At 71.1% G+C, this 23,912-nt stretch carries 21 protein-coding genes and 1 pseudogene; 8 read left to right on the top strand and 14 right to left on the bottom strand.

Features of this window, described 5'->3' with window-relative positions; genetic code table 11:
• Window positions 1-52 precede the first annotated feature (52 nt).
• From ACZ6KY_RS28020 to ACZ6KY_RS28045, 6 genes are all read right to left on the bottom strand, one after another.
• Window positions 53-1,252: an amino acid kinase family protein gene (locus ACZ6KY_RS28020; protein ID WP_469313039.1), complete on the bottom strand. Its 1,200-nt coding sequence runs from the start codon at window positions 1,250-1,252 to the stop codon at window positions 53-55.
• Complete coding sequence (locus ACZ6KY_RS28025) at window positions 1,249-2,298, bottom strand: aspartate-semialdehyde dehydrogenase (RefSeq protein ID WP_469313040.1); 1,050 nt, start codon at window positions 2,296-2,298, stop codon at window positions 1,249-1,251. The genes ACZ6KY_RS28020 and ACZ6KY_RS28025 overlap by 4 nt, the downstream gene beginning before the upstream one ends.
• 30 nt (window positions 2,299-2,328) lie before the next feature.
• Window positions 2,329-3,303: a GlxA family transcriptional regulator gene (locus tag ACZ6KY_RS28030; RefSeq protein WP_467760797.1), complete on the bottom strand. Its 975-nt coding sequence runs from the start codon at window positions 3,301-3,303 to the stop codon at window positions 2,329-2,331.
• Between the two features lie 105 nt (window positions 3,304-3,408).
• Window positions 3,409-3,903 carry a response regulator transcription factor gene (locus tag ACZ6KY_RS28035; RefSeq protein WP_469313041.1) on the bottom strand — a complete coding sequence of 165 codons (495 nt, stop codon included), beginning with the start codon at window positions 3,901-3,903 and terminating at the stop codon, window positions 3,409-3,411.
• A gap of 86 nt (window positions 3,904-3,989) precedes the next feature.
• Window positions 3,990-5,447, bottom strand: coding sequence for an aldehyde dehydrogenase family protein (locus ACZ6KY_RS28040; RefSeq protein WP_469313042.1), 1,458 nt, complete (start codon window positions 5,445-5,447; stop codon window positions 3,990-3,992).
• Between the two features lie 44 nt (window positions 5,448-5,491).
• The gene (locus tag ACZ6KY_RS28045; protein ID WP_469313043.1) at window positions 5,492-6,772 is read right to left on the bottom strand and encodes a hydroxyacid-oxoacid transhydrogenase; all 1,281 of its coding nucleotides are present in this window, start codon (window positions 6,770-6,772) and stop codon (window positions 5,492-5,494) included.
• Window positions 6,773-7,170: 398 nt separating this feature from the next.
• Here ACZ6KY_RS28045 and ACZ6KY_RS28050 point away from each other — a divergent pair, with 398 nt between their 5' ends.
• From ACZ6KY_RS28050 to ACZ6KY_RS28070, 5 genes are all read left to right on the top strand, one after another.
• The gene (locus ACZ6KY_RS28050) at window positions 7,171-8,463 is read left to right on the top strand and encodes an ATP-grasp domain-containing protein (protein WP_469313044.1); all 1,293 of its coding nucleotides are present in this window, start codon (window positions 7,171-7,173) and stop codon (window positions 8,461-8,463) included.
• Window positions 8,464-8,491: 28 nt separating this feature from the next.
• On the top strand, window positions 8,492-9,727 hold the full coding sequence (locus ACZ6KY_RS28055) for an ATP-grasp domain-containing protein (protein WP_469313045.1): 1,236 nt from the start codon (window positions 8,492-8,494) through the stop codon (window positions 9,725-9,727).
• Window positions 9,724-11,061, top strand: coding sequence for an MFS transporter (locus ACZ6KY_RS28060; protein WP_469313046.1), 1,338 nt, complete (start codon window positions 9,724-9,726; stop codon window positions 11,059-11,061). Before ACZ6KY_RS28055 ends, ACZ6KY_RS28060 begins: the two co-directional genes overlap by 4 nt.
• 87 nt (window positions 11,062-11,148) lie before the next feature.
• The gene (locus ACZ6KY_RS28065; RefSeq protein WP_469313047.1) at window positions 11,149-12,507 is read left to right on the top strand and encodes a M20/M25/M40 family metallo-hydrolase; all 1,359 of its coding nucleotides are present in this window, start codon (window positions 11,149-11,151) and stop codon (window positions 12,505-12,507) included.
• Window positions 12,504-13,523, top strand: a complete 1,020-nt coding sequence (locus tag ACZ6KY_RS28070) for a class I SAM-dependent methyltransferase (protein ID WP_469313048.1) — start codon at window positions 12,504-12,506, stop codon at window positions 13,521-13,523. Before ACZ6KY_RS28065 ends, ACZ6KY_RS28070 begins: the two co-directional genes overlap by 4 nt.
• A 163-nt stretch (window positions 13,524-13,686) precedes the next feature.
• Here the strand turns inward: ACZ6KY_RS28070 and ACZ6KY_RS28075 are convergent, their stop codons facing one another.
• The 5 genes from ACZ6KY_RS28075 to ACZ6KY_RS28095 form a co-directional block, all read right to left on the bottom strand.
• Window positions 13,687-14,796 carry a M14 family metallopeptidase gene (locus ACZ6KY_RS28075; RefSeq protein ID WP_469313049.1) on the bottom strand — a complete coding sequence of 370 codons (1,110 nt, stop codon included), beginning with the start codon at window positions 14,794-14,796 and terminating at the stop codon, window positions 13,687-13,689.
• Window positions 14,797-14,915: 119 nt separating this feature from the next.
• Window positions 14,916-15,683 carry a hypothetical protein gene (locus tag ACZ6KY_RS28080; protein ID WP_469313050.1) on the bottom strand — a complete coding sequence of 256 codons (768 nt, stop codon included), beginning with the start codon at window positions 15,681-15,683 and terminating at the stop codon, window positions 14,916-14,918.
• Window positions 15,684-15,694: 11 nt separating this feature from the next.
• The gene (locus ACZ6KY_RS28085) at window positions 15,695-16,423 is read right to left on the bottom strand and encodes a hypothetical protein (RefSeq protein ID WP_469313051.1); all 729 of its coding nucleotides are present in this window, start codon (window positions 16,421-16,423) and stop codon (window positions 15,695-15,697) included.
• A gap of 21 nt (window positions 16,424-16,444) precedes the next feature.
• On the bottom strand, window positions 16,445-17,404 hold the full coding sequence (locus ACZ6KY_RS28090) for a hypothetical protein (protein WP_469313052.1): 960 nt from the start codon (window positions 17,402-17,404) through the stop codon (window positions 16,445-16,447).
• A gap of 326 nt (window positions 17,405-17,730) precedes the next feature.
• On the bottom strand, window positions 17,731-18,816 hold the full coding sequence (locus ACZ6KY_RS28095; protein WP_469313053.1) for a hypothetical protein: 1,086 nt from the start codon (window positions 18,814-18,816) through the stop codon (window positions 17,731-17,733).
• Window positions 18,817-19,231: 415 nt separating this feature from the next.
• Between ACZ6KY_RS28095 and ACZ6KY_RS28100 the strand changes: the two genes are divergently transcribed.
• Window positions 19,232-19,789, top strand: coding sequence for a glycoside hydrolase family 25 protein (locus ACZ6KY_RS28100; RefSeq protein ID WP_469313054.1), 558 nt, complete (start codon window positions 19,232-19,234; stop codon window positions 19,787-19,789).
• Window positions 19,790-19,940: 151 nt separating this feature from the next.
• Entirely contained in the window at window positions 19,941-21,113 is a 1,173-nt protein-coding gene (locus tag ACZ6KY_RS28105; RefSeq protein WP_469313055.1) for a N(5)-(carboxyethyl)ornithine synthase, read from the top strand.
• 23 nt (window positions 21,114-21,136) lie between these two features.
• Here ACZ6KY_RS28105 and ACZ6KY_RS28110 read toward each other — a convergent pair whose 3' ends face one another.
• The 3 genes and pseudogenes from ACZ6KY_RS28110 to ACZ6KY_RS28120 form a co-directional block, all read right to left on the bottom strand.
• Entirely contained in the window at window positions 21,137-21,799 is a 663-nt protein-coding gene (locus tag ACZ6KY_RS28110; protein WP_469313056.1) for an NADPH-dependent F420 reductase, read from the bottom strand.
• Between the two features lie 192 nt (window positions 21,800-21,991).
• Window positions 21,992-22,204, bottom strand: a complete 213-nt coding sequence (locus ACZ6KY_RS28115; protein ID WP_469313057.1) for an EF-hand domain-containing protein — start codon at window positions 22,202-22,204, stop codon at window positions 21,992-21,994.
• Between the two features lie 60 nt (window positions 22,205-22,264).
• Window positions 22,265-23,045: pseudogene (locus ACZ6KY_RS28120) on the bottom strand (MerR family transcriptional regulator).
• A gap of 54 nt (window positions 23,046-23,099) precedes the next feature.
• On the opposite strand from ACZ6KY_RS28120, the gene ACZ6KY_RS28125 reads away from it, so the two are divergent.
• Window positions 23,100-23,735: a GNAT family N-acetyltransferase gene (locus ACZ6KY_RS28125; protein ID WP_469313058.1), complete on the top strand. Its 636-nt coding sequence runs from the start codon at window positions 23,100-23,102 to the stop codon at window positions 23,733-23,735.
• Window positions 23,736-23,912: the final 177 nt, after the last annotated feature.

Consider the following 23,912-nt stretch of genomic DNA (forward strand, 5'->3'; position numbering starts at 1 on the left):
CCTGACCGGTCGCCCGGTCGGCCCCGCCCCGCCTCGCCCCGCCCCACCCCGGTCAGTCCGGCCGCTTGTTCTCGGGTGCGGGCGCCGGGCCCGTGCCGACCAGGACGTCGCTGTGCGGGGAACGGGCCTTGGCCGGCGGGGGGACGGCCGGTCCCGGGGTGGCCGCGGGGGCGGGGTACAGCAGTCCGTGGAGTCGGCGGGCCTCGGCCGCGGCGTCGGAGCGCGGCACCAGGGTGTGTTCGGCCCGGCCGTCCGCCCGCAGCGTGGTGACCAGGCACAGGTCGCCGAGGCGGCGGGCGGTCCGCAGGTGCGGGGCCGCGCCCCGCGCTCCGGCCGGCACCGCCAGACACGCCTCGCTCCCGGTGTCGAACTCGGTGACCATCAGACCCTCGGCCCTCAGCCGTCCCCCCACCGCCCGGCGTTCCCGGCCGGACCGCAAGCACCAGATGTCGCTGTCCTTGTGGACGACGACCGCGGCCGCCTCCGGTCCCGTCCCGACGGCGGTCCCGCCGTCCGGGCCCTCGCTCCAGGGAAAGGGACGGCACAGCAGCCGCACCCCCGCGCGCTCCGCCCAGTCCACGGCGCCCTCGTGGACGACCTTGGCGCCGTGCCGGGACATCCGGCGCACTCCCTCGTAGCTGATCCGGGGGAGGGTGCGCGCCTCCGGCACCAGGTAGGGGTCGGCGGTGCACACACCGGGCACGTCGGAGAAGAGCTCGCACGTCTCGGCGCCCAGCGTCGCGGCCGTCGCCACCGCCGAGAGATCCGAGCTGTTGCGGCCCAGCATGACGGTCCGCCCGGCCGCGTCGACGGCCTGCCCGCCGGGGACGACCGCGATCGGGCGGTCGGCCAGGGCCTCGGACAGCGCCTCTGGTCCGGCCGAGACCAGTTCCGCCCGGTCGCCGGGCCCCTCGGCCAGGAGCCCGGTGGCCGCCGCCGACAGCGGGCACGCGGGCACACCCGCGGCGTCGAGCGCGGCCGCGAGCAGGGCGACGCTCACCGTCTCGCCGGCGGTCAGGAGCATCGCGGCGGCGTCCGCGGGCGGGTCGGCGGCCAGCGCGTCCAGGGTCTGCTGGAGTCTGCCCGTCGTACCGGACATCGCGCTCACCACGACGACCAGCGGGCGCCCGTCCTCGGTACTGCGGCGCACCGCGTACCGGGCCACCCGGTGGTAGCCGTCGAGGTCGGCGAAGGCGGAGCCGCCGAACTTCAGCACCAGCGGACGGCGCTCCGGCGCGGGACGGCTCGTCATCCCAGCCACCCGTTCTTCGCGGCGAGTTCCACGATCTGCAACGCGTTCAGCGCGGCCCCCACCCACAGGTTGTCGGCGACCACCCAGAGCGCCACCGCCCGGTCGTCCTCCGGCTCGACGCGGATGCGGCCGACGTGGACCAGGGCCCGGTCCTCGGGCCGGGCGAAGACCGTACGGGGCATCGGGTACGAGGGGCTCTGCGGCCGTCGGTAGACCCGCAGGCCGGGCGTCGCGGCCAGGGCCTCCTCGACGGACGCGGTCGTGACCGGCTCGCGCAGCCGCAGGTGCGCCGCCTCGGAGTGGCAGTCGAAGACCGGGACCCGTACCGCGGTGGCGCTCACCTTCAGGTCCGGCAGACCGAGGATCCTGCGCGGTTCGCGGACGAGTTTGCGTTCCTCGTGCGTGAACCCGGTCTCGTCCTGCAGCCCTATCTCGGGGACCAGGTTGAAGGACAGCGGCTGCCCGAAGCGCCCGCCGGGGGCGCCCTCGGCACGGGGGTCGTCCAGGATGTCCCTCGAGCCCTCCGCCAGTTCCCGCAGACCGCGCACTCCGCCGCCCGACGCCGCCTGGTAGGTCGCCACCACGACGCTCTCCAGGCCCGCGAGTTCGTGCACCGGGTGCAGGGCGCGCACGAGCTGGATGGTCGAGCAGTTGGGGTTGGCCACCAGGTTGGACGCGGGCCGGCCGTCGAGGGCGCCGGGGTTGACCTGGGGGACCACGAGCGGGACGTCCGGCCGCGTCCGGAAGGCGGAACTGTTGTCGACGACCAGTACCCCGGCCGAGGCCAGCCGCTCCGCCTCCCGGCCGCTCACCTCCGCGCCCGCGGAGAAAATGGCGACATCCAGACCTCGGGTGTCCAGTTCGTCCAGGGTGACCAGGTCCGCCATGGGGAGGGACAGCGCCAGTTCGGTGCCCAGGTCCCGGCCGACGCTGCGCGCCGATCCCACGGGCACCACCTGTTCCACGGGCACGATCCCGCCGTCGAGCAGGGCCAGGCACTCCCGGCCCACCGCTCCGGTGGCGCCCACTACCGCGATGCGCAGCATTCCCGTCCTCCTGTCGCCCCGCGCGGGGGCTCAGTGCGTGGTCGTGTCGGGTAACCGGCCGCGGAAGGCACGCCGGTACGCGTTGGGCGTGGTGTTGAGGAAGTGCACGAACTGGTACCGCAGGGCGGCCGCGTTGGCGAATCCCGTTCGGGCCGCCACCGCCTCCATCGTCTCGTCGGTGTTCTCCAGCAGCCGCTGGGCACTGAGCACCCGCTGGGCCAGCAGCCACCGGTAGGGGGTGGTCCCCGTCTCCGCCCGGAAACGGCGGGCGAAGGTGCGCGGCGACATGCAGGCCCGCGCCGACAGCTGCTCGACGCTGATCTCCTGGTCCAGGTGTCGCTCGGCCCAGGTCAGCACCTCGCGCACACCGTCCTCCCCGTACTGCGCAACCGGCCGTTCGATGTACTGGGCCTGGCCGCCCTCCCGGTGCGGGGGGACCACCATGCGCCGGGCGATGGCGTTGGCGACGTCGCTGCCCTGGAGCTTGCGCACCAGGTGGAGGCAGGCGTCGATCCCCGCGGAGGTGCCGGCCGAGGTGAGGATCGGGTCCTCGTCGACGTAGAGCACGCCCGGTTCGACCTGGGCCTTGGGATAGCGCTCGGCGAGTGCGTCGGCGTACCGCCAGTGGGTGGTGCAACGCCGTCCGTCGAGCAGCCCCGCGGCACCCAGGACGAAGGCGCCGACACAGACGCTGACCACCCTGGCCCCCCGGGCGACCGCCTGGCGCAGGGCCTCCAGAAGAGCGGGCGGAAAGTCCCGGGTGTGGAAGTCGTCCCCCACCGGGATGGCGATGAGATCGGCCTCCTCCAGCCGGTCGAGTCCGTAGGGCGTGCTGATGGTGAACCCCGGCACCGCCCGGACCGACGGGGATTCCGCGGCGACGAGAGCGAAGTCGTACGCGGGCAGTCCCTCCTCCCGGCGGTCGATCCCGAATACCTCACATACGACACCCAGCTCGAAGGGATGGACGTTGTCGAGCAGGACCGCGGCTACGTTCTTCAGCATGTGTTCCAATGTGGCAGTAATACACGGTGTTCTGACAGTCCCTCCGCTGTCCCATGGCCGAATCAGCCCTCATACTCACGGCATGGACCCTGAAGCGGTGGTGATTCACTCACTCGCGCTCATGGGCGGAGACACACCATTGACGGGCCCGCCAATGGATACGATCCCGCTGCGGATGCCCATTACGACGGCTTGCGTTCGATCGGACGCACCGACCTTCATGAAGACCGCGGACAAATGGTTCTTCACCGTCTTCTCGGATATGCCAAGTGCCTTGGCCACGCGCCGATTCGAATTCCCCTGGGCGATGAGCACCAGAATTTGCCGTTCACGGGCGGTCAGCAGGGAGAGGGCCTCCCGTGTCGCGAGCGCCTCCTCGGAGGGCTGCGGGTCGGCGACGGCCGTCCTGCGGCCGTCGGCCCGTAAGTCCTCGATCAACTGCTCCTGTGCCTCCAGGGCGTCCTGCGCCTCGCCCAAGGCCTTGTGCACCTTGGCGACGCCTTCGGCCAAGGCCGTCACGGGCTGCGTCGGCGCCCCGCAGACTTCGCAGCACTGGCGACCCCTCAGCTCCTCGACCGACCCGCGCACAACAGGCGACATCAGATGAACTCCCTCCACCGATGTGAATTGACCGAACCGCACTTCTCCGTAGGGCCGAGGGCTTGCGGGAAAATCGACGCAACGGGTCAGGAAGGAAGCTCCGCGTGGATCGCCACCGTCTTGCACCGCGTGTATTCGCGCAGCGCCTCCAGCCCCTTCTCCACTCCGATTCCCGAGCGCCGGTAGCCGCCGAACGGCAGCTCGACTCCCCCGGCCGCGCTGTAGTTGTTCACGAACACCTGCCCCACCCGGAGCCGCTGGGCGAGCCAGTGGGCGGTGGTCACGTCGGACGTCCACACTCCGGCCGCCAGTCCGTACGTGGTGTGTTCCGCGAGTCCGACCGCTTCTTCCAGCGAGTCGAAGACCGATACGCACAGGACAGGACCGAATATCTCCTCGTTGAACACCCGGTGTTCCGGGGTGACCTGATCGAGGATGGTGGGCTCCACATAGAAACCCTCGCCGTACGTCTCCCCTTCGGGGACTCCGCCGCCCACGCGGACCACGGCGTCCCGCCGGCCCTCGGCCAGGTAGCCGAGCACCCTGTCGCGCTGTTTCGCGGAGATGAGCGGTCCCATGTCGGGATCGCTCGCCCCCGGCCCGATGGTCAGGGCGCGGAACCGTTCGACGAGCGCGTCCACCAGTTCGTCGTGGACGGACCGGTGGACGAGCAGCCGGCTGCCGGCCGAGCAGTTCTGCCCCGCGTGCTCGGTGATCGACTCCACGATCTGCGGCACCGCGCGGGCGGCGTCGTAGTCGGGGAGCACGAGGTGCGGCGACTTCCCGCCGAGCTCCAGGGTGACCGGCACGATGGTGCGCGCCGCCGCTGTCATCACGGCTTCGCCGACCTCCCGCGAACCGGTGAAGGCCAGGCGGTCCAGGTCGGGATGCGCGGCGAGTGCGGCGCCCGCTTCCGCTCCGTAGCCCGGCACGATGTTCAGGGCCCCCGTCGGGAGTCCCGCTTCCTCAACGATGTCCGCCAGCCGGAGCGAGGTCAACGGCGCGTCCTCGGCCGGCTTGAGGACACAGCAGTTTCCGGCCGCGAGGGCGGGTGCCAGGGTTCTGGCCGCGATCTGCAGCGGGTAGTTCCAGGGAATGATGTGCCCGCACACGCCATAGGGCTCGCGCAGGGTGAAGGCCAGCCGGCCCGGCTGCTGCTGGATCGTTTCGCCGCCGAGCGCCTCGACAGCGTTGCCATAGAAGTCGAAGTACCGGGCGGCGACATCGGCGTCGACCAGCGACTGGCCGATCGGCTTGCCGGTGTCGAGCGTCTCCAGAGCGGCGAGCTCCTCGCGGCGGGCGCGCAGGACCTCGGCGACGCGATGGCAGACACGGGAGCGCTCCACCGGTGTGGCGAACCGCCACACCGTCTCGTAGGTGTGGCGGGCCGCCTCCACGGCCGCCCGGACCTCGGCCGGGCCACAGCGGGCGACACGGGCGACGGGGCGGGCGACCGAGGGATCGAGGACGTCGATCCACCGCGCCGTGGGAACCTGCTTCCCCGCGATGACGGCCGTGTACTCCGGTATTGACGCATCACTCACGGGTGCATCCAGCTCCTTGGCGTGGGGGGCGCGCTGCTTCGGTGTCAGGAGGTCATCGAACCGGCGATCACTCTCCCGAGATCGCGGGAGGCGACGTCACGCGGGCAGCAGACCAGCAGCCGCCGCTGTTTGAGCGCGCCTTCGACGAGTTCGGGCAGATCCTTCGTGGAGTAGCCGAAGTCCCGCAGCCCGGTGGGCCCCCCGGTGTCCGCCACGATGCTCAGCAGCGTGGCCGGAAGCACGTCCGAACCGTTCGCCTCGGTCACGCCGTTGAGATTCGCGCCGAGCAACTCGGCGGCACGCAGATGACGTTCGGGGGACGTCGGGTACGTGAACTCGAAGGCCGCCGCCGCGGTGGAGACGACCGCCGCCCCGTGCGGCACCATCGCGTGGTCGACCTCGTACCCGTCCGGCCGGTAGTCACGCACCATCCCGGCTATGGGATAGGCGCAGGCGTGCGGAATGTGGGTTCCGGCATTGCCGAACCCCATCCCCGCGAAGCTCGCCGCCCGGCTCATTCCGGTACGGGCCTCCAGATCGGCGGAGTTGAGCACGGCACGCCTGAGGTAGCGGCCGACCAGCTCCAGAGCCTGCTGCGCCCACACGTCGCTGATCGGATTGGCGCCGATGTACAACGGCCGGTCCCCGGGCGTGGGGTACGGGGGGCGCCGGTCGTAGGCGCGGGCCGTGTACGACTCACAGGCGTGCGTCAGGACGTCGTACCCCGAGGAGGCGGTGACCGCCGGGGGCAGCGTCAGGGTGTTCGCCGGGTCGACGAGCGCCAGGGAGGGCATCAGCCGCAGGTCACTGATGCCCGTCTTCACGTTCAGGCCCGTGACCCCGAGGGCGACCATGGCGGTGCACTCGCTGCCGCTGCCGGCCGTGGTGGGCACCGCCACCAGGGGCTTGAGCGGGCCGGGAATCGGGGCTCCGGCGCCGATCGGCGCGTTCAGGTAGTCACGCACCGGGCGGCCGGGGTAACTGAGCAGCAGGTTCAGCATCTTGGCGGTGTCGATCGAGCTGCCGCCGCCGAGACCGACGTAACCGTCCACCTGTAGGGCTTCCAGTTCACGGGCCGCCTCGGCGCAGCTCTCGTCGGTGGGTTCCACCCGGGCCCGGTCGAACACCGTGACCGAGATCCCCTCCTGCTCGATCTGCTTGGCGACGCGGGCCGGCAGGCCGAGACCGGCCAGGACGGGATCGGTCACCAGCAGCACCGACGCGATACCGGCCCTGCGCAGTTCATGGCCGATTTCCCGGGTGGCGCCGACTCCGAATTTCAGCGGTGGAGCCTGCCAGCTGACTATTCGTTCATGCTCCGGCACTTCTCCGCCCCACCCGAGCGATTCCACAGTCCGTCCCCGCCTTCATTGGCTTGACTTTGGAAATCCGGCCGAGAAAATGCCATGGCGAACGGCGACGCGCACCCAGACGTCTCGGCCGACTCGGCGAATCGACGCCGCCTTCACTCATATTTTCGACCGGGCGAGGGCCACAGTAGCCAGTCGTCCTGGGTCCCGCCATAGGTCCCTTGCCCTATGACAGAAACGGCTCAATCACTACTACTGGCGCATTTCGGAAGTGAGTGGACCAACACCCCGGTGCGCGCCCCGGCAGCAGGCCGGTGTCCCACCCGCCACGGAGCGCCGACTGGCAGTAAATCGTGGTTGCGTGTCAGTTCCGCCACTGTCGCCGTGGGTGCTTTGGCCAGCAGAGTTGAGTCATGAAGTCCACTGGGCGGCGGCACGTGATCGTCGTAGACGGCTACCACATCAGGGACGGCGACGACCGGGGCTTCGCCAGCGCCTTCCGGGCCCGGGACGTGCTGCCGGTCACCGTCATGAGCACCCCACAGCCTCTGGCGAAATTCGTCAAGAAGAACATCTGGTACCCCGAAGACTTCGAGGCCGTGCACTATTACGACGGCGACTTCGAGGCCATGGTGAAACTCGTCGAATCATACGACCCGGTGGGCATCGTCACCGGCAACGAGAGCGGCGTGGAATTCGCCGCCCGACTCGTCGAACGTCTCATGCCACAGTTCCAGAACGTACCCGGCAGCGCCAAGTGCCAACGTCACAAAGGCGAGATGGCACTCGCCCTGGAGCGTGCCGGAGTTTCCGGGCCGCTCACCCTGTCGACCGCCGACCCCGCCGAGGCCGCCGCCTGGATCGAGGCCAACGGGCTCACCGGCCGGCCGCTCATCCTGAAGCCGCCGCACAGCGCCGGGACCGACAACGTGCACTTCGTGCCGGCCGGCGGCGAGTGGCTCGGCCACTTCACCCACATCCTCGGCCAGGTCAACGGGTTCGAACTCCGCAACGACACCGTCATCGTGCAGGAGTTCCTGGAGGGGCCCGAATACATCGTCGACCTGTACTCGGTGGACGGGCGGCACGGTCTGGTCGACACCTGTGTCTACGCCAAGCACGACCGGGGCCCCCGCATCGGCATCTACGACGTCGCCGACTTCCTGGCCCCCGACCACCCCGACGTGGCGGCCCTCGCCCCCTACGTGATGCGCGCCGCCGACGCCGTCGGCATCCGCAACGGCTCCACCCACGCCGAAGCGATCATGACGGCGGACGGGCCCCGCCTGGTGGAGCTGGCCGCCCGCTACTCGGGCAGCTGCATGATGATCTCCGGTTCCCTCGCCACCGGCGACAACCAGATCGAGCGCACCGTACGGCACGTCCTCGACGGGGAGTTCGCGCCGTCCTTCGAGCTCGTCAAAGAGGTCCGTACGCTCTGGCTCTGCTCGGACCAGGCCGGCCCCGTGCGGAACATGGAGATCCTTCAGGCGATCGCCGACCTGCCCACCACGTTCTCCATGTCGATCCCGCCCGAGGGCCGGGACATGCCGCTCACCAACGACGTGACCACCAGCCTGGGCTGGGTCATCCAGGGCGCCGACGACTGGGACGCCATCGAGAAGGACTCGGCCCGCATCCGCGAGCTGGAACGAGCGTGGAACGCGGCCGCGCAGGACGCGGCCGGCACCGGGGGGACCGCCTGACATGCAAGGCCGGCACTACGGGGCCCGTGTGCCCCACCTTCTGCTCATCTGCCCGCGCCACGACATCCTCGGCAAGTTCGTCGGCCTGCCGGTCGCCCTCACCGTGGTCCACCGCCCGGGCGGGGACCGGGCGTTGGAGGAGTCGCTCGCCCTCGCGGTGGTCGACGCCGACTTCACCGACCCGCACGCGCTGCTCACCGTCGCCCGCGAGGTGCACGCCCGGCGCCCCGTGGACGCGGTGCTCGGGCTCACCGAACTCTCCCTGCGCCCGGCGAGCGTGGTGGCCGAGGCACTGGGCGCGCGCGGCAACTCGCCCACCACGCTCGCCCTGACCCAGGACAAGGCCGCCATGCGCGGGCATCTGCGGGACCACGGCCTCGGCACGGTCGCCCACCAGGTGTGCGCCACCGTGGACGAGGCCCGCGCGCTGCTCCGCCGCTGCCCGACCGGCGTGATCCTCAAGCCGGTCGACGGCAACGGCGGAACGGGCGTGCATCTCGCGCGTACGGAAGAGGAGCTGGCCGAGGCGTGGGCCTGGACCAGCGGTGCCAGAACCGGTTTCGCCTGGCCGCAGGGCGAGTCCGCGTCCACCGTGCTGGCCGAGGAGTTCCTCACCGGCCAGGAGTTCAGCGTCGAGTCGCTGTCGGCCGCCGGGCGCCACCAGGTCCTCGCGGTCACCCGCAAGCACACCTCGGGCGGCCCGCACTTCGTGGAGACCGGCCACGACCTGCCCGCGATCCTGCCGGCCGCCCCGTACCGGACGATCGTCGACGCGGCGCTGAACGCCCTGAACGCCGTCGGCTACGCCTGGGGCCCCTGCCACACCGAGGTGATGCTCGCCGAGGACGGCGAGCGTGCCACCGTCGTCGAGATCAACGCCCGGCAGGGCGGCGACCAGATCTGGGAGCTGGTCCACCACGTCACCGGCATCGACATGCTCCAGGGATCGGTCCTCGCCCTCGCCCACGGCGTACTGCCGGGGCCCGGTGCGGGCCGAGCGGGCGGCGCCTCGATCCGCTACCTCACCCCCCGGCCGGGCCGGGTCACCGAGGTGACGGGCCTTCCCGACGCCCTGGCCATGGAGGGTGTGATCCGTATCGGTGAACTACCCAGAGTGGGGGACGAGTTGTCCTCGCTCGGCGACTCCTGGAACCGGGCCGGGCATGTCGTCGCCGCGGGCCCCGACCCCAAGGCCGCCGCCGACGCGGCCGAGGCCGCCGCCGCCCGGATCGTCATACACACCGACACAGAGGTGGCACGGTGACCCCCGAGAAAGGAGACGGGGTGACCCTCGCCGGGAACTCCGGAGCGGACGCGGAGCAGACCCCGAAGGCGCGGACCGGCCGTTTCGTCACGGGCCGGGGTCCTGCGTACGTCGTCATCCTCGGCCGCTTCACCACCAACATCGGCTTCTTCATGGTCGTGCCGTTCCTCGCGGTGCACCTGACGAAGGACGAGGGGCTGAGCAGTTTCCAGACCGGTCTGCTCTTCGCCGTCATGGAATTCACCCGGCGCGGGCTCGGCATCCCGTCCGGCTGGGTCAGCGACCGCTTCGGTGCCGCCCGGATCCTGACCCTGGGTCTCGCCGTCGAGGCGGGCGCGTACGTCGTGTTCACCGTGGCGGGCGGCAGCGTCGTCGTCTGGGGCGCGGCCGTCGCGCTGCTCGGCATCGGCGGCTCCCTCAACAACAACGGCGCCCGCAGTGTCCTCGCCTCCAGCAAGTCCGGCGGGGTCGCGGCCAACCTCAGCCGCTACTACGTGTCCATCAACGGGGCCGCCCTGATCGGCCCGCTGATCGGCACCGCGCTGATGGCCGGTGGCGCGATGAAGGCCGGGTTCCTGATCGCCGCCGCGCTGCACCTGGCGTTCGCCGTGACCTCCGCCGTGCTGCTGCGCGGCCTGCACGCCACCAACGCGGCGCCCATCAAGGCCGCCGCCATGGCCGAGGCGCTGCGTGACCGCCCGCTGATGATCTTCTGCTCGCTCGCGGTCGGCGGCTGGTTCCTCATCACCCAGTACCGGGTCGCGCTGCCGCTGACCGTCGTCCACCAGAAGCTGTCCTCCGACCTGGTCGGCCCGCTCACCGCGGGCAACGCCGTCGTGGTGATGCTGACCGTGTGGCTGCTCGGCTCGCGGATCGAGAAGCGCTCCACGATCGGCCGCCTCGACATGTTCATCGCGTCCGGGGTGCTGCTCGGCGGCGGCTGGCTGCTGTGCTCGGTGGACGGGATCAGCCCGATCGTCGCCGCCGTCATCGTCACCTCGATCGGCGAGTCACTGTTCTGCGGCGTGGTCGACGCGGTCGTCGCGGGCCTCGCGACCGAGGGCCGTACAGGCCTCTATCTGGGCTACTCCACCATGGCCTGGGGCGTCGGCGGCATGGTGGGCGGCTTCGTCGGCGGCGGCTTCGACCTGGCCGCCGGCCACGGCGCGCTGACCCTGTTCTGGCTGGTGCTGGCCCTCGTGGGGATCGGGTACGGGGCGGGCACCCGCGTGGTGCGCCGCTCGCTCGCCGGCGAGGTGGAACGGCGCCGGACCCCCGAGCCCGCGCCGGCCGGCACGCCGTCCCCCGCCGACACGCCGTCAGCGTCCGGCTGACAGCCGCGCGGACCAGGTCCGCGCGCCTCCGGCGCTCATACGCAACGACCCGGAACACCCGAAACCACCGACCGAGAAGGAGGCCGCATGCCGCCCAAGGCGTTGCGCGCACGGGTGCGCGAACTGATGGGCCGGGCTCAGGAGGACCTGCGGGACCTCGTCGCGCACCGGTCCGTCGCCGACCCCCGGCAGTACCCCGTGGAAGAGTGCGAGCGTGCTGCCGTACTGGTCGCACAGCTCTTCACCGAGGCCGGCATCCCCGACATGCGCCTGCTGGACACGCCGGACGGCAGCAAGGCCGTGTTCGGCCATCTGCCGGCCGCCCCCGGCTTCCCCACCGTCCTCCTCTACAGCCACTACGACGTGCAGCCGCCGCTCGACGAGCCCGCCTGGACCACCCCGGTCTGGACCCTCACCGAGCGTGCCGACGGCCGCTGGTACGGACGCGGGGCCGCCGACTGCAAGGGCAACATCGTCATGCAGCTCACCGCCCTGCGGGCGCTCGGCGACCTGACCCGGCTCGGTGTCGGCATCAAGGTCATCTCGGAGGGCGCCGAGGAGCAGAGCACCGGCGGCCTCTCCGCGCTGATCCGCGAGAACCCCAAACTCCTGTACGCCGACACGGTGCTGGTGTGCGACACGGGCAACTCCGAGGCGGGCGTGCCCACGGCGACCACCGACCTGCGGGGGGTGGTGCACGCCACCGTCACCGTTCGCTCGCTGGCCGGTCCTGTCCACTCCGGCTCGTTCGGCGGCCCCGCCCCCGACCCGCTCAACGCGCTGATCGCGATGCTCGCCACCCTGCACGACGCCGACGGCAACACCACCGTCAACGGCCTGGACAACAACGGGCGTTGGCAGGGCGCGGAGTATCCGGCCGAGCGCTACCGCCACGACATCGGGGTGCGCGACGGCGTCCGCCTGGTGGGCGACGGCAGCGTGGCGGACATGCTGTGGGCCAGGCCCGCCCTGACCGTCGTCGGCATCGACTGCCCGCCGGTGGTCGGTTCGGCCCCCGCCGTGCTCGGCGAGGTCACCGCCAAGCTCAATCTGCGCATCCCCTACGGAACCGAGCCCGACGCCGCCTGGCAGGCGCTCAGCGCGCACCTGACGGAGACCGCCCCCTGGCAGGTCGACGTGGAGACCGTCCGGATCTCCTCCAGCCGCCCGTTCCGTGCCCGTACCGACGGCCCCGCCTACGCGGCGCTGGCCGAGGCGATGCGGGAGGCGTTCGGGCGTGAGCTGACGACCGCGGGGCAGGGCGGCTCGATTCCCACCTGCGACGCGCTCCAGGAGACCTTCCCGGACGCCGAGATCGCCCTGATCGGCGTCGAGGAGCCCCAGTGCCTCATCCACGCGCCCGACGAGAGCGTGGACCCCGAGGAGATCGAACGCATGGCACTCGCCCTCGCACTCTTCCTGGAGCCCACGGAGGAGCGGCCGTGACCGACCTGACGGCACGTCACGTACGGTTCGGCGAGGCCGACATGGCGGACCACCTGAACCGTCTGGGCCGGGCGGCACCCGACCTGCACGCCTGCGTCGACCCGGCACGGGCCCGGGCCTGGGCTCGCCGGCTGGCCCAGGCCACCGACCTCAAGGACGACTTCGGCGAGGACGAGGACGGAGGCAGGGGCGCCTCCTACATCCGCGCGCAGGCCCGCAACCTCACCGCACGCGCCCAGGGCATCCAGCACCTGCTCTCCCTGGTGCCCGCCCGGGCCGACCGCCGGCCCGCCGTCGTCGTGGACGTGCTCGGCGGCGACGGTCTGGTCCGCAAGGTCGCGAAGGCCCGGCACCTCACCGGCCTGTCCCTGCTGACCTGCGACGCGTCCCCGTACATGGTGCGGGCCGCCTGGGCGGCCGACTGCCCGGCTCTGGTGCAGCGCGCCGACCGGCTGCTCATGCGGGACGGCAGTGTCGACGCGGTCCTCGTCGCCTACGGATCCCACCACATCGCCGCCGAGGACCGCGCCGAACTCGTCCACGAGGCGTACCGGGTGCTGCGGCCCGGCGGAGTACTGCTGCTCCACGACTTCCTCGTCGGGTCCCCGATGGACACCTGGTTCCGGGACGTGGTCGACCCGTACTCGCGCACCGGCCACGACTTCGACCACTTCACCCGGGAGGAGCTGTGGGGCTACCTGACGAAGGCGGGCTTCGAGTCGGGTGAGGTGACCGAGATGGCCGATCCCTATGTCGCGACCGCGGCCACCGCGCCGGAGGCCGAACTGGAGCTGGGACGCTACCTGTTGGACATGTACGGCCTCACCGGGATCGAGCGGAGGCACCCGGCCGACGCCCCCCGGCACACGGTGGAGCTGGCCAAGACGGTCTTCCGCGACGAGCGCGCGGACGGGTCCCTGGAGACGTCCTCCGTCGCGTACGACGCCTGCGCCCCGGCCTGGACGTGCACGATGCCGAGAACGGCGGTGCTCGCGATCGGCCGGAAGGCCCCCTGAGACCGGGCGCCGATCGGGCCGGGGCCGGACCCCGGTCTGATCGGCGCCCGCCGGCATCCGCCGTGAGGCGGATGGGCTCTCCGGCACGGAACACGCGACACGCAGTCGGCGACCACCCCGGGGGTGGTCGCCGACTGCGGTTACCGGCGCGGTGCCGGCCGGGTCACCCTGCTTCCCACGGCTTGGCGTCGGCGAGGCCGGCGAGGGCCTGGTCGAAGACCTCACGCGCCCGCTGGAGGACCTGCTCGCGCCAACGGGCGTCCTCCGCGGGGCAGAAGGCGTCGCGGATCAGCCGCTTGAGGTCGGAGCGGACCGCGTCGGCCGGCGGACGGTGCCCGTGCAGCCAGGTGTCGGCGCACAGCGCGAGCAGCACCTCGGGCCCCGGCTGGGTGCCGAACTCCAGGGTGATCGCGGTCAGCCGGCTCCCGGCGCCGAGGCCGTCCGCCACCGCGGTCGCCGTATTGCCCACGATCGGCGTGGAGGAGGAGGTGCCCTGCTCCGAGGCGGTGAGCGCGTCGCCGTACCAGCGGCGGGCCCGCTGGTGGGCGTCGGCGTCGCGGCCGCCGCGGAAGATGGGTTCGCCGACGCCGCGCTCGCCGAGCCCGGTGTGCAGGTCGATGTAGCCGACGTGGCCGGCGCCGGCGATCTGCTCGGCCACCACCGTCTCGAACACCCGCCGGGACCAGGTCGGAGCGTGTCCGCCGTAGAACAGTCCGTCGGGGTGGCGGTACTGGCCGCGGGTCACGGCCTCCTGGAGGCGCTGCGGGCCGAGCCGGTCGCCGAGCGCGGTGAGGCTCGCGACCAGCTCGCCGGGCGCGAAAGCGGCGGCGTCCACCGGCACCAGCGTGGGATGCACGGCGTCGTAGGCGTCGTTGTGCGGCGGGGCGTCGTGGTCGACGAAGTTCCGGTTGAGGTCGATGTTGTCCTCGTTGACGCGCCGCAGATAGGCGAAGCCGTACGGATTGAGGGAATGGACGAGCAGCACACCCGTCGTGGGCCCGGCGGCCGCCTTCGCGACGCCTTCGCGCAGCAGGATGCCGGTCTGGCAGGCCGAGCCGCAGAAGCCCTCGATGCCATGCGTCCCGGACACCGTCACCAGCAGCTTCGCCGGGTCGGGCGGTCCCAAGTACGCCGTGTCGACGCAGAGTTCGCCGCCGTCGGGCCCGCGGTGTCCGGGCAGGGGGAAGGTCCTCAGACGTGCGCCCGCCTCCTCGGCGGCGGCCAGGAAGGCGGCGCGGGCCCGGGAGTAGTCGAGGGGAAAGCTGTCCGCCATGGTGCCTCGCGTTCCTGGAGTGCCTGGAGTGCCTGGAGTGCAGGGACTTCCCCCGGAGGGGGCCACGGCGACGGGCCCGGAGCCGCGAACGGGCGCCGGACCCGGCCGGTCGAGCGGGCTCAGCTCTGCGCCGAGGGCAACGGCAGCCCCAGGGCCGTGAGGATCGCGTGCGCCCCCGCCTGTGTGGGCACGTGCAGCAGGCACAGCACCCGGTCGCCCGGCTCCGTGTGCTCGGCGAAGTACCGGTTGGCCTCGGGCACATGGCTCAGCGGACGCTCCCGGTAGAGGTCGAGCGGACGCCCGATGCCCGGGATGACTCCGCGCGCCGCGTCGAACGCGGCCCGGGGGGCGAGCGCTCCGGCCACCTCGGCCGCCAGGGCTTCCTGACTGTCGTCCTTGCCCGCGAGGTCCGGGTACATGCTGATGTCCGGATGGCCGCTGAACGCCGACATCGCGCAGTGCACCACGGGGTTGTACGTCTTGAGCGCGATCACCTCGGGGAACGGGCGGCCGTCGGCGAGCAGCCGGGCGAAGTGCAGCGCCCAGCTCTCCTTGAAGATCGCGCCGTTGCGGTACGCGTCCCCCACGAACTGGATCATGATGTGCAGACAGGGCCGCCCCGACGGGATCTCCGCCCACCGGGAGGTGAGCAGCGAGACGACCCGGTCGCGCTCCCGGTCCACCCCGACGACGACGTGGTCGGCCTCGGTCAGCATCTCGCGGCGGAGCGTGAACAGCTGCCGTGTGTGGAGCCCCGGCATGGCGAGGACCAGACCGTCCACGATCCACTTCTCGGTCTCGGTCGGCAGCTCCCGGCCGGGCGGCAGGGTCAGTACCTCGACCCCCTGCCGCCCGCCGGGCCGCGTGGCCCGGTCGTCGTCGGCCACCGCTGCCCCGCTCAGACCTCGGCCGCGGTGGGCAGCGGAATCTGGCCGTCGCTCCTGCCGAGCACGGTGAGCTGGTGCAGCTCCACGAAGTAGAGCTTCCACAGCCAGTAGACGTTGTTGAGGTGCTCGATGATCTTCTGTTCGTCGGCCTCCGAGTTGACCAGCGTGGACAGCACGCGCCACACGAAGTCGTCGTGGTCGTCGTCGAGGTCGGTGTTGACGTGGGCTCGGGCGCCCTTGACGTTCTCCTCGCCGAGGACGTCACCCAGGTTGTCCAGCCAGTCGGGCTGGGTGCGCGTGGTGACGTACTCCACGAAGTACACGCTGGTGATCAGCGCCATCGGGCTGTCCTCGAACTCCATGCCGTACTGCAGGTATCCGGTGAGCAGCTTGGTGGAGAGCAGCGGCTCCGTGGAGTAGATCTGGTCCTTGGTGACTCCGACCTTGGCGAGGTCGGCGGCGAACAGCCGGTCGTGCAGCATCTCGTCGTCGGTGTAGTGCGCCCACGCCTTGGCCTGGACCGGGTCCACCTTGGTGAAGTACTTGATGGCCAGCGCGTCGACGGTCCGCTTGCGGCGCAGCCGCAGGATCGTCTCGATGTTGTGCCGCTTGTAGTAGTCGAGGTTCAGCTCGGAGGCGCTCTTCTGGTGCTGGGCGTACGGGACCGTCTCGTAGAAGTCCTTGATGAAGGTGTCGAGGACCGCGTCGACCTTCTTGCGCAGTTCGGGGTTGATCGTCATGCCGTGTTTCCTCCCTTGGGGTCAGTGGCAGCCGCAGTTCGCGCTGGAGACGCGCTGCATCCGGCCACGGCGTACCGCCTTGCGGGCGCCGAGGACGGCGGTTCCGTCCGATGTCACCAGTGAGCTGCGGGGGCAGAGGAAGGCCAGGGCGAAGCGCGTGGCCGGCGTGATCCCCAGCCCGAGGTTCACGACACCGCTGGTGGCGCCGTACACCTCGTTCGGGCCGCAGTTAGCCGGGATGATCTCCGTGGTGGTGTTGATCCCGAAGCCGAGTTCCCAGATGACGCGGTAGCGCGGATCGTCGGTGAGGAGCTTCTCCAGCTCCACGGCGGCCGATGTCGCCCCCGGCGTCTGCGGGGTGACGCCCTCGATGCTTCCGGCGGCGACGCGCAGCGTCACGGCGTTGGAGACGAGCGGCGAGAGCGCTTCGAACAGCCGCTGCTGGTCCGCGCCGTCGGCCGGGTCCTGGTGGCGGTGGACGATCGGCCACCCGCGCAGGGTCAGGTCCCCGTTGAGGCCGAGCAGCCGGGCCTTCGGTTCGAAGGTGGTGATCTCGGCGGCGGTGACGCTCAGTTTGCCCGAGGGGAAGATCTGCTGGTCACCCTCTTCCAGGACGCCCGCCTGCATGTTCCAGACGCACTCGCCGACGGTGTGGTCGAACTCGGCCTCGGTTCCGGAGGCGTCGTCGACGATCGTCAGCCGGTCGCTGTCGCCCACCAGGTCGAAGAACTCCTCGGCCACACGGGCGTGTTCGGCGACGTCGGTGCGGGCGGCGGTGCGCAGGAAGTAGCGGACGTGCTCGTCGGTCAACGGAGTGGACCCGGCAGGCAGCACGGCCAGTTTGCGCCCGCCCAGCTCCTGCGGGGTCGGCGAGTCGAGGAACCGCCCGGGGCAGACCGCCAGCACGTGCGCGTCCGGGGGGACGCTCCGAGCGATCAGCTCACCCAGGCGCGTGCCGGGCGGGAGCGTCAGGTGGAGCACGCGGGAATACCCGTCACCGGAATCCAGGGAGAAGAACTCGCCGTGCTGATCACTCGTGATCAGACAGAATGTCTCGACCGGCCGGCCAAACTGATCGAAGTCGCTTGTCGTGAGATCCAGCGGTGGCACGGATGCACTCCCTGGTGAAAGACAAAAGGGGAACCCCGCGGCGGGGGATTGTGAATGCCCCGCCGCGGGTCGGTACTCAGCCCAGGAGCGTGCCCAGGTAGTTGCGGTTCTTCTGCACCTTGATCTTCTTCATGGGGAGTCACCTCCTGTTGGGTGTATTGCCTTGCGTTCACCCCGGCCGGGGTGGCCGTGGTCCGCTATACGGCGGGCACGACCCTCTCCACGGTGGGGTGGTCCGGGTGGCCGATCACCGCGACTCCATTACTGGTCAGCACGCGGGTGTCGGGCGAAATGATGTCCAGGTGGTACTGGGTGTACGGAGTGAGGCCGAGGCCGAAGTGCAGGCAGCCTTCCGTGCCGCCGTACACCTCGTTCATGGCGTGGTTCCCGGGCAGGATGTCGTGCGAGGTGTTCAGGGCGTGGCCGATCTCCCACACGATCCGGTAGCGGGAGTCCACGGCGAACATCTGCTCGAGCATCGCCACGGCCGGCGCCGCTCCGGCGTCCAGCGCCTCCAGGCGCGTGATCCTGCCGTCCTCGACGGTGGCCTTGATCGCGTTGTCGTGCATCGCCCACAGCTGGGAGTGGATGCGGGCCTGGTCGGTCCGGGAGAAGGAGGGGGTGCCGTTGTGCAGGATCGGGTAGCCGCGCAGCGTGATCTCACCCTCCAGCGGCAGCTTCAGTGCCTCGTCGAACTCCCTGATCTCGACCGGCAGCACGCTGATCTCACCGGACGGGACGATCTGCTGGTCGCCCCAGTCCAGCGGGCCGGCCTGCTGGTTCCACACCAGACCCTCGCGCAGATGGTCGAGGGTGGCGCGGGTGCCGTGCACCGGGTCGACGTACACGAGCTGGTCCGAGTCCTCGGCGAGCTCGAAGAAGGTGTCGCAGAACGCGGCCTGGTCGGCGGCCGAGGTCCGTTCCATCACACCGAGGAAGTGCCGGATCTCGTCGAGACCGGTGGGCGTCGAATTGCACGCCATACCCATGATCTTCCGCTGCCCCACCAGATCGGGGTCGGGTGATTCGAAGAACCTGTGCGGCGAGACCACCAGTACGTGCGCGGGTTCCGGTATCTTCTTTTCGAGGATTTCCTCGAACCGGTCCCCGGCGTCCAGCGTAATGGTGAGGAACTCCCGATACGGTGCCGTTTCGACGACTTCGAACCGGTCCACCAGCTCGGAATTCGTGATCAGACAGAAGGTGCTTCCGGTGGCTTCACCGAACTGGCTGAAGCGGCCGGGATCAATTGCTATCTGCGCGGACACGATCACTCCCGTCATGACCTTTGACCTTTTCTCGCCGTGGTCACTAATTTGACGGGTCAGGGGGTGCGCGGGCTATAGGACGATGGTCCCTGCCCTCTGTTCCTCGGCTAGTACTTCCGCCTTTATCCGCACGTGAGCGGGCACGCGAGCGGGGTGCCGCACCTTGCTTCGGCCCCCTTTTCCCGGACGTCGGCCACGAACGGGGCCGGCCCGGAGGCGCGGCCCGGCGCACTCCCGGCGGGCCGCGGCGGCCCGTGCGGGCCGATGCGGGGGCGCCGGTCGGGCGTGCGGGCGTGGAAGGGGCGAAGTTGGGGAACTCCAAAGGCAGTTGTTCTCACGGACTGTCCCCCACGGACAGCGGCAGTCGTTCCCCACGGACCCCGGGCGTCGCCCCGCGTGGCCCGTCCCCCCATGCACGGAGGCTCCACCCATGCTGCGAGGCATCGACGTCAGCGCCTACCAGTCGTCCGCATACGGCACCGCCGGCATCTCCTTCGTCTTCGTCAAGGCGACGGAGGGCCACTCGTACGTCAATCCGGAACTCACCGCGCAGGTGAAGACCGCCCGCGACGCCGACTGCGTCGTGGGCTTCTACCACTTCCTGTGGCCCGGCGACATCAACGCCCAGGCCGCGTACTTCGTGAGCAAGGCCCCCGAGAAGGCGGGCGACCTGCTCGCCGTCGACTGGGAGACCACCGGCGACGGCACCCACGCGAGCAACGCGGAGAAGGACCGCTTCATCCGCAGGGTGAAGCAACTCCGCCCGGACAACCGCGTGGTGCTGTACACCAACCGCGACTTCTGGCTGAACATCGACACCACCTCGTACGCCGGCGACGGCCTCTGGATCGCCGACTACGTGTCCGCCGGCAAACCCCGCGTCCAGGCGAAGTGGCGCTTCCACCAGTACACCGCCGAGCCGGTGGACAGGGATGTCGCCGACTTCGAGAGCGAGGCCGCCCTGCGCGCGTGGGCCGGCAGCGCCTAGGCTCAAACGAGCGGCGGGCGGTCCGCGGCCGGGACCGGAGTACGGTGGCGTTACCGAGCGCACCTCGCACGCCGCCATCCATCGCGGCGTCGCCCTCGGGGAACGGCAAGGCCGGAGCACATCGCGTCCGGCCGGAAATGAGCCGCCCCACATGAGTCTGATGAGTCTCGGAGTACTCGCCTCCTCCCGCAAGGAGAACGAGTTCCGCCTGCCGCTGCACCCCAGCCACCTCGACCGGATCGCCCCGGACGTACGCGAGAGGATCTTCCTCGAACGGGGCTACGGCGAGCGGTTCGGCGTGCCGGACGACGCGCTGCGGCCCCTCGTGGCCGGCCTGCGCTCCCGCGAGGAACTCGTCGCCGAGTGCGACATCATGCTGCTGCCCAAGCCGACGCACGACGACATCGCGGAGCTGCGCGAGGGCCAGGTGCTGTGGGGATGGCCGCACTGCGTGCAGGACGAGAAGATGACCCAGATCGGCATCGACCGGCGGCTGACGCTGATCGCCTGGGAGGCCATGAACCACTGGACCTCCACGGGCGCCTTCAGCGTCCACGTGTTCCACAAGAACAACGAGCTCGCGGGCTACTGCTCGGTGCTGCACGCCCTGCAGCTCGGCGGGCTGACCGGCAGCTACGGGCGCCGCCTGCGCGCGGTGGTCATCAGCTTCGGCGCCACGGCGCGCGGAGCGGTCACGGGCCTGGGCGCCATGGGGGTTTCCGACGTCACGGTGCTCACCCAGCGCGCCGCCGCGGCGGTGGCCTCTCCGATGCCCTCGGTCGTGATGGGCCACTTCGAGGAGCAGGAGGGCGACCCGTCCCGCCTGCAGGCCGCCACTCCGGCCGGGCCCGTGCCGCTGGCGGAGTACCTGGCCGGTTTCGACATCATCGTCAACTGCATCCTGCAGGACACCGACGCGCCGCTCATGTTCGTCACCGACGAGGAACTCGCCCGGTTCCGGCCCGGGACCTTCTTCGTCGACGTCGCCTGCGACGAGGGCATGGGTTTCTCCTGGGCCCGCCCGACCACCTTCGGCGATCCCATGCCCACCGTGGGAGCGGGCTGCCACTACTACGCGGTGGATCACAGCCCGTCCCACCTGTGGAACTCCGCCACCTGGGAGATCAGTGAGGCGCTCCTGCCCTACCTGCGCAAGGTCATGAGCGGCCCCACGGCATGGGACGCCGACGTCACGGTCAGGAAGGCCGTCGAGATCCGCGACGGTGTCGTGCAGAACCCGAAGATCCTCTCCTTCCAGCACCGGTCCGCCGTCTACCCGCACGCTCCGAAGGTCCCGGCGACCGCGCTGAGCCCGGCGGTCTAGAGATCGTTCGTCGCGGGCGCCGGTTACCCGCGGAAGTCCGCCGGACGTTCCGGGGACGCCTCCGCCAGTGCCTTCGTCACGGCGTCGACGCCTTCCTGGAGGCCGTAGACGGGGGTGCCGGGCTGCTGGCGCCAGGAGTCGTCCAGGCCGCCGGCGTCGACGGTGTCGAAGCCGATCTCGTCGATCAGGTCGCGCACGCGCCGCTTCGCCGCCGCGTCGTCTCCGGCCACCGGGAGGGCCATGCGGTCGGGGGCGCCGGCCGGGCGGGCGCGGTCCAGGATGTCCTGCGCGAAGGTGCCGTTGAACGCCTTGATGACCGGGTGGCCGATCTGCCGGGCGGTCCAGCGGCTCTCGGTGAGGCCGTCGTCCTCGATTCCGGTGATCCGGCCGTCGCGCTGCTGGGGGTAGTAGTTGCCGGTGTCGATGACGGCGACGTCCTCGGCGGCTCCGTCCAGGACACCGTCCGGCAGGTTCGGTACGGCCTTGAGCGGGATCGTGACGATCACGACGTCGGCGCCCTGTGCCGCCTGCTCGACCGTGACGGGGGTCGCCCCGGTCTCGTCGGCGAGCGCGCCGAGTGTCTGGGGACCGCGGGAGTTGGCGACGGAGACGTCGTGGCCGACGGCGGTGAGCCGCCGGGTGAGGTTGCCGCCGATGTTGCCCGCGCCGATGATGCCGATCTTCATGAGACAGACCCTTCCGGGGTTGACGCTCCTGATGCGATCGCCAACTCCCGGGGCGCGCGCGCTATTCCGGGACGTACGGCATCCGGGTGACCGGTACCGAGAACGGCGGGGCCCGTGGCACCCGGACCGACGAGTGCCGTCACGCCGAAGGGGCGCCCGCCGGAGGACCGGTGGGCGCCCCTTCGGCGGGCGTCACTTGCTCAGGTGGGTCCAGAACTCGTCGAACGAGAGGACCTTGTCGCCGTTGAGGTCGCGGCTGGCGATGACGGCCTCCGCCACCGACTCGGTGACGTTCCAGTCGCCGCCCTGGGCGAGAGCGGACTTGAACTCGGCCGCGGTGATGAACCCGTCACCGTCCGTATCGATCCGCTCGAACTGCTTGCGTGCTTCCTCGATGTCGGCCACCGACCCGCCCCTTCGTCGTGCATCACTGCGTGCGTTACTGCCTTGTGTACGGAGGTCAGATTAACGGTCCGCGCGAGCGCGCTGTACGGCGACCACCCAGCCGAACCCGCCGCGGTGCGCCGACAGCGGGCCCAGGCCGCGAACCAGTGCGGTCAGCCTCCTGAAGCGGGCCCTCCGGGCATGCGCCGCGGATTTCGTGCGCGCGAGGACCACGGCCCGGCCGGCGTGGCCGGGCAGTCCGCCGAACACCTCGTACACCTCCGGCGACCCGGGGCCGGCGGCCCTCCGCCCCAGCGCCTCGCCCGCCGGCCTCACCGGCCGGCCCATGAACCACGGGAACGCGCCCAGTGGCGTGTCCGGCCCCCGGACCGCCGCGTCGCGCTCGATCGTCTCGCGCGTCCTCGCCCGGAAACCCGCTTCCGTGAAGTCGCCCGACGCGCCCGCGTTCGGCGGCCGGCGGCCGCGCCAGCCTGTTCATCAGCGTCAGCTCCTCCGCGGTCGAACCGCGTCGCGCCACGGTCGACAGCACCGCCCGGGTCACCTGAAGCGATCTGATCTGCGCGTCCAGCTCGGCCACCTGAGCGGCCGCCACCTCCGCCACCGTCGTCTCGCCCGCCAGCACCCTGCGCACGTCCCCGAGGCCGACACCGAGTCCGCGCAGGGTGCGGATCAGCTCCAGACGGGCCACGGAACCGGCGTCGTACAGACGGTAGCCGCCCGCGGACCGGGCCACCGGGGGCAGCACGCCCTCGTCCGACCAGTAGCGGACGGTCCGGACGGTCAGACCGGTCCTGCGGGTCAGTTCGCCGATGGTGAAAAGGCCGGTGCCGTCGTCGATCATGTCTGCGAGTGTGGGCCTTCCAGTGGGTGGAGACTCAAGCGTCGGGGGACAATCATGCCCAGTGTTCTGCGCGGTATTCTTGACGCTGCCGCCCGTGGAGTCCTCCCGCCGCCCGACGGTGCCACCACGGTCGTACGCCAGCACTCCCCGCGCGACGCCGGCGTCCTCGCCTTCACCGCGCACTCCGTCGTCTTCACCGACGAGGACGAGGGCTGGGTGCGCGCGGCGCTGGGGGCCCTCGACTGCGACGCGCTCGCCGCGGCCATGAACCCCCGGTTCCTCGCCGCGTTCATGGAGCGGACGGGGCGGTCGAACGACACGATCGACCTGCTGTCCGTCGCCACCCCGCTCCCCGGCCCCGCGCCCCTCGCGCTCACGGCCGTCGACGGCCTCGGTCACCCCCGGGTCGCCGGGTCCCGTAAGCGGCGCGACGACGTGCGGGCGTGGGCCGCGGACGGCGGCGTGCTCGTCCTCGGGCGCGGGGTCGGCGGGCGCCTGGAGGCCGCGGTCGAGGTGGACGAGGACGTACGGCACCGGGGGCTGGGCCGGGCGCTCGCGTCGGCGGCGCGGCACCTCGCCGGAGAGCCGGTCTGGGCACAGGTGGCGGCGGGCAACGCGCGCAGTCTGCGGGCGTTCCAGGCGGCCGGATACCGTCCCGTCGGAGCGGAGGCGCTGCTCAGCGCCCGCTGAACCGGCGCTCGTACCGAACCGGCCGTACCGAACCAGCCCTGTCGAACCGGCCCGTACCCAACCGGCGCGGTGGTCGTCGCGCCGACGGCCGCCAGGGACCGGGCGCCGGCAACGGCCCGCCACCGCAGGTGAGTTGTGATCGCGCTCAGCACGATCACGGTGCTGCGGCGACGGGCC

Source organism: Streptomyces sp. NPDC042002 (assembly GCF_055588305.1).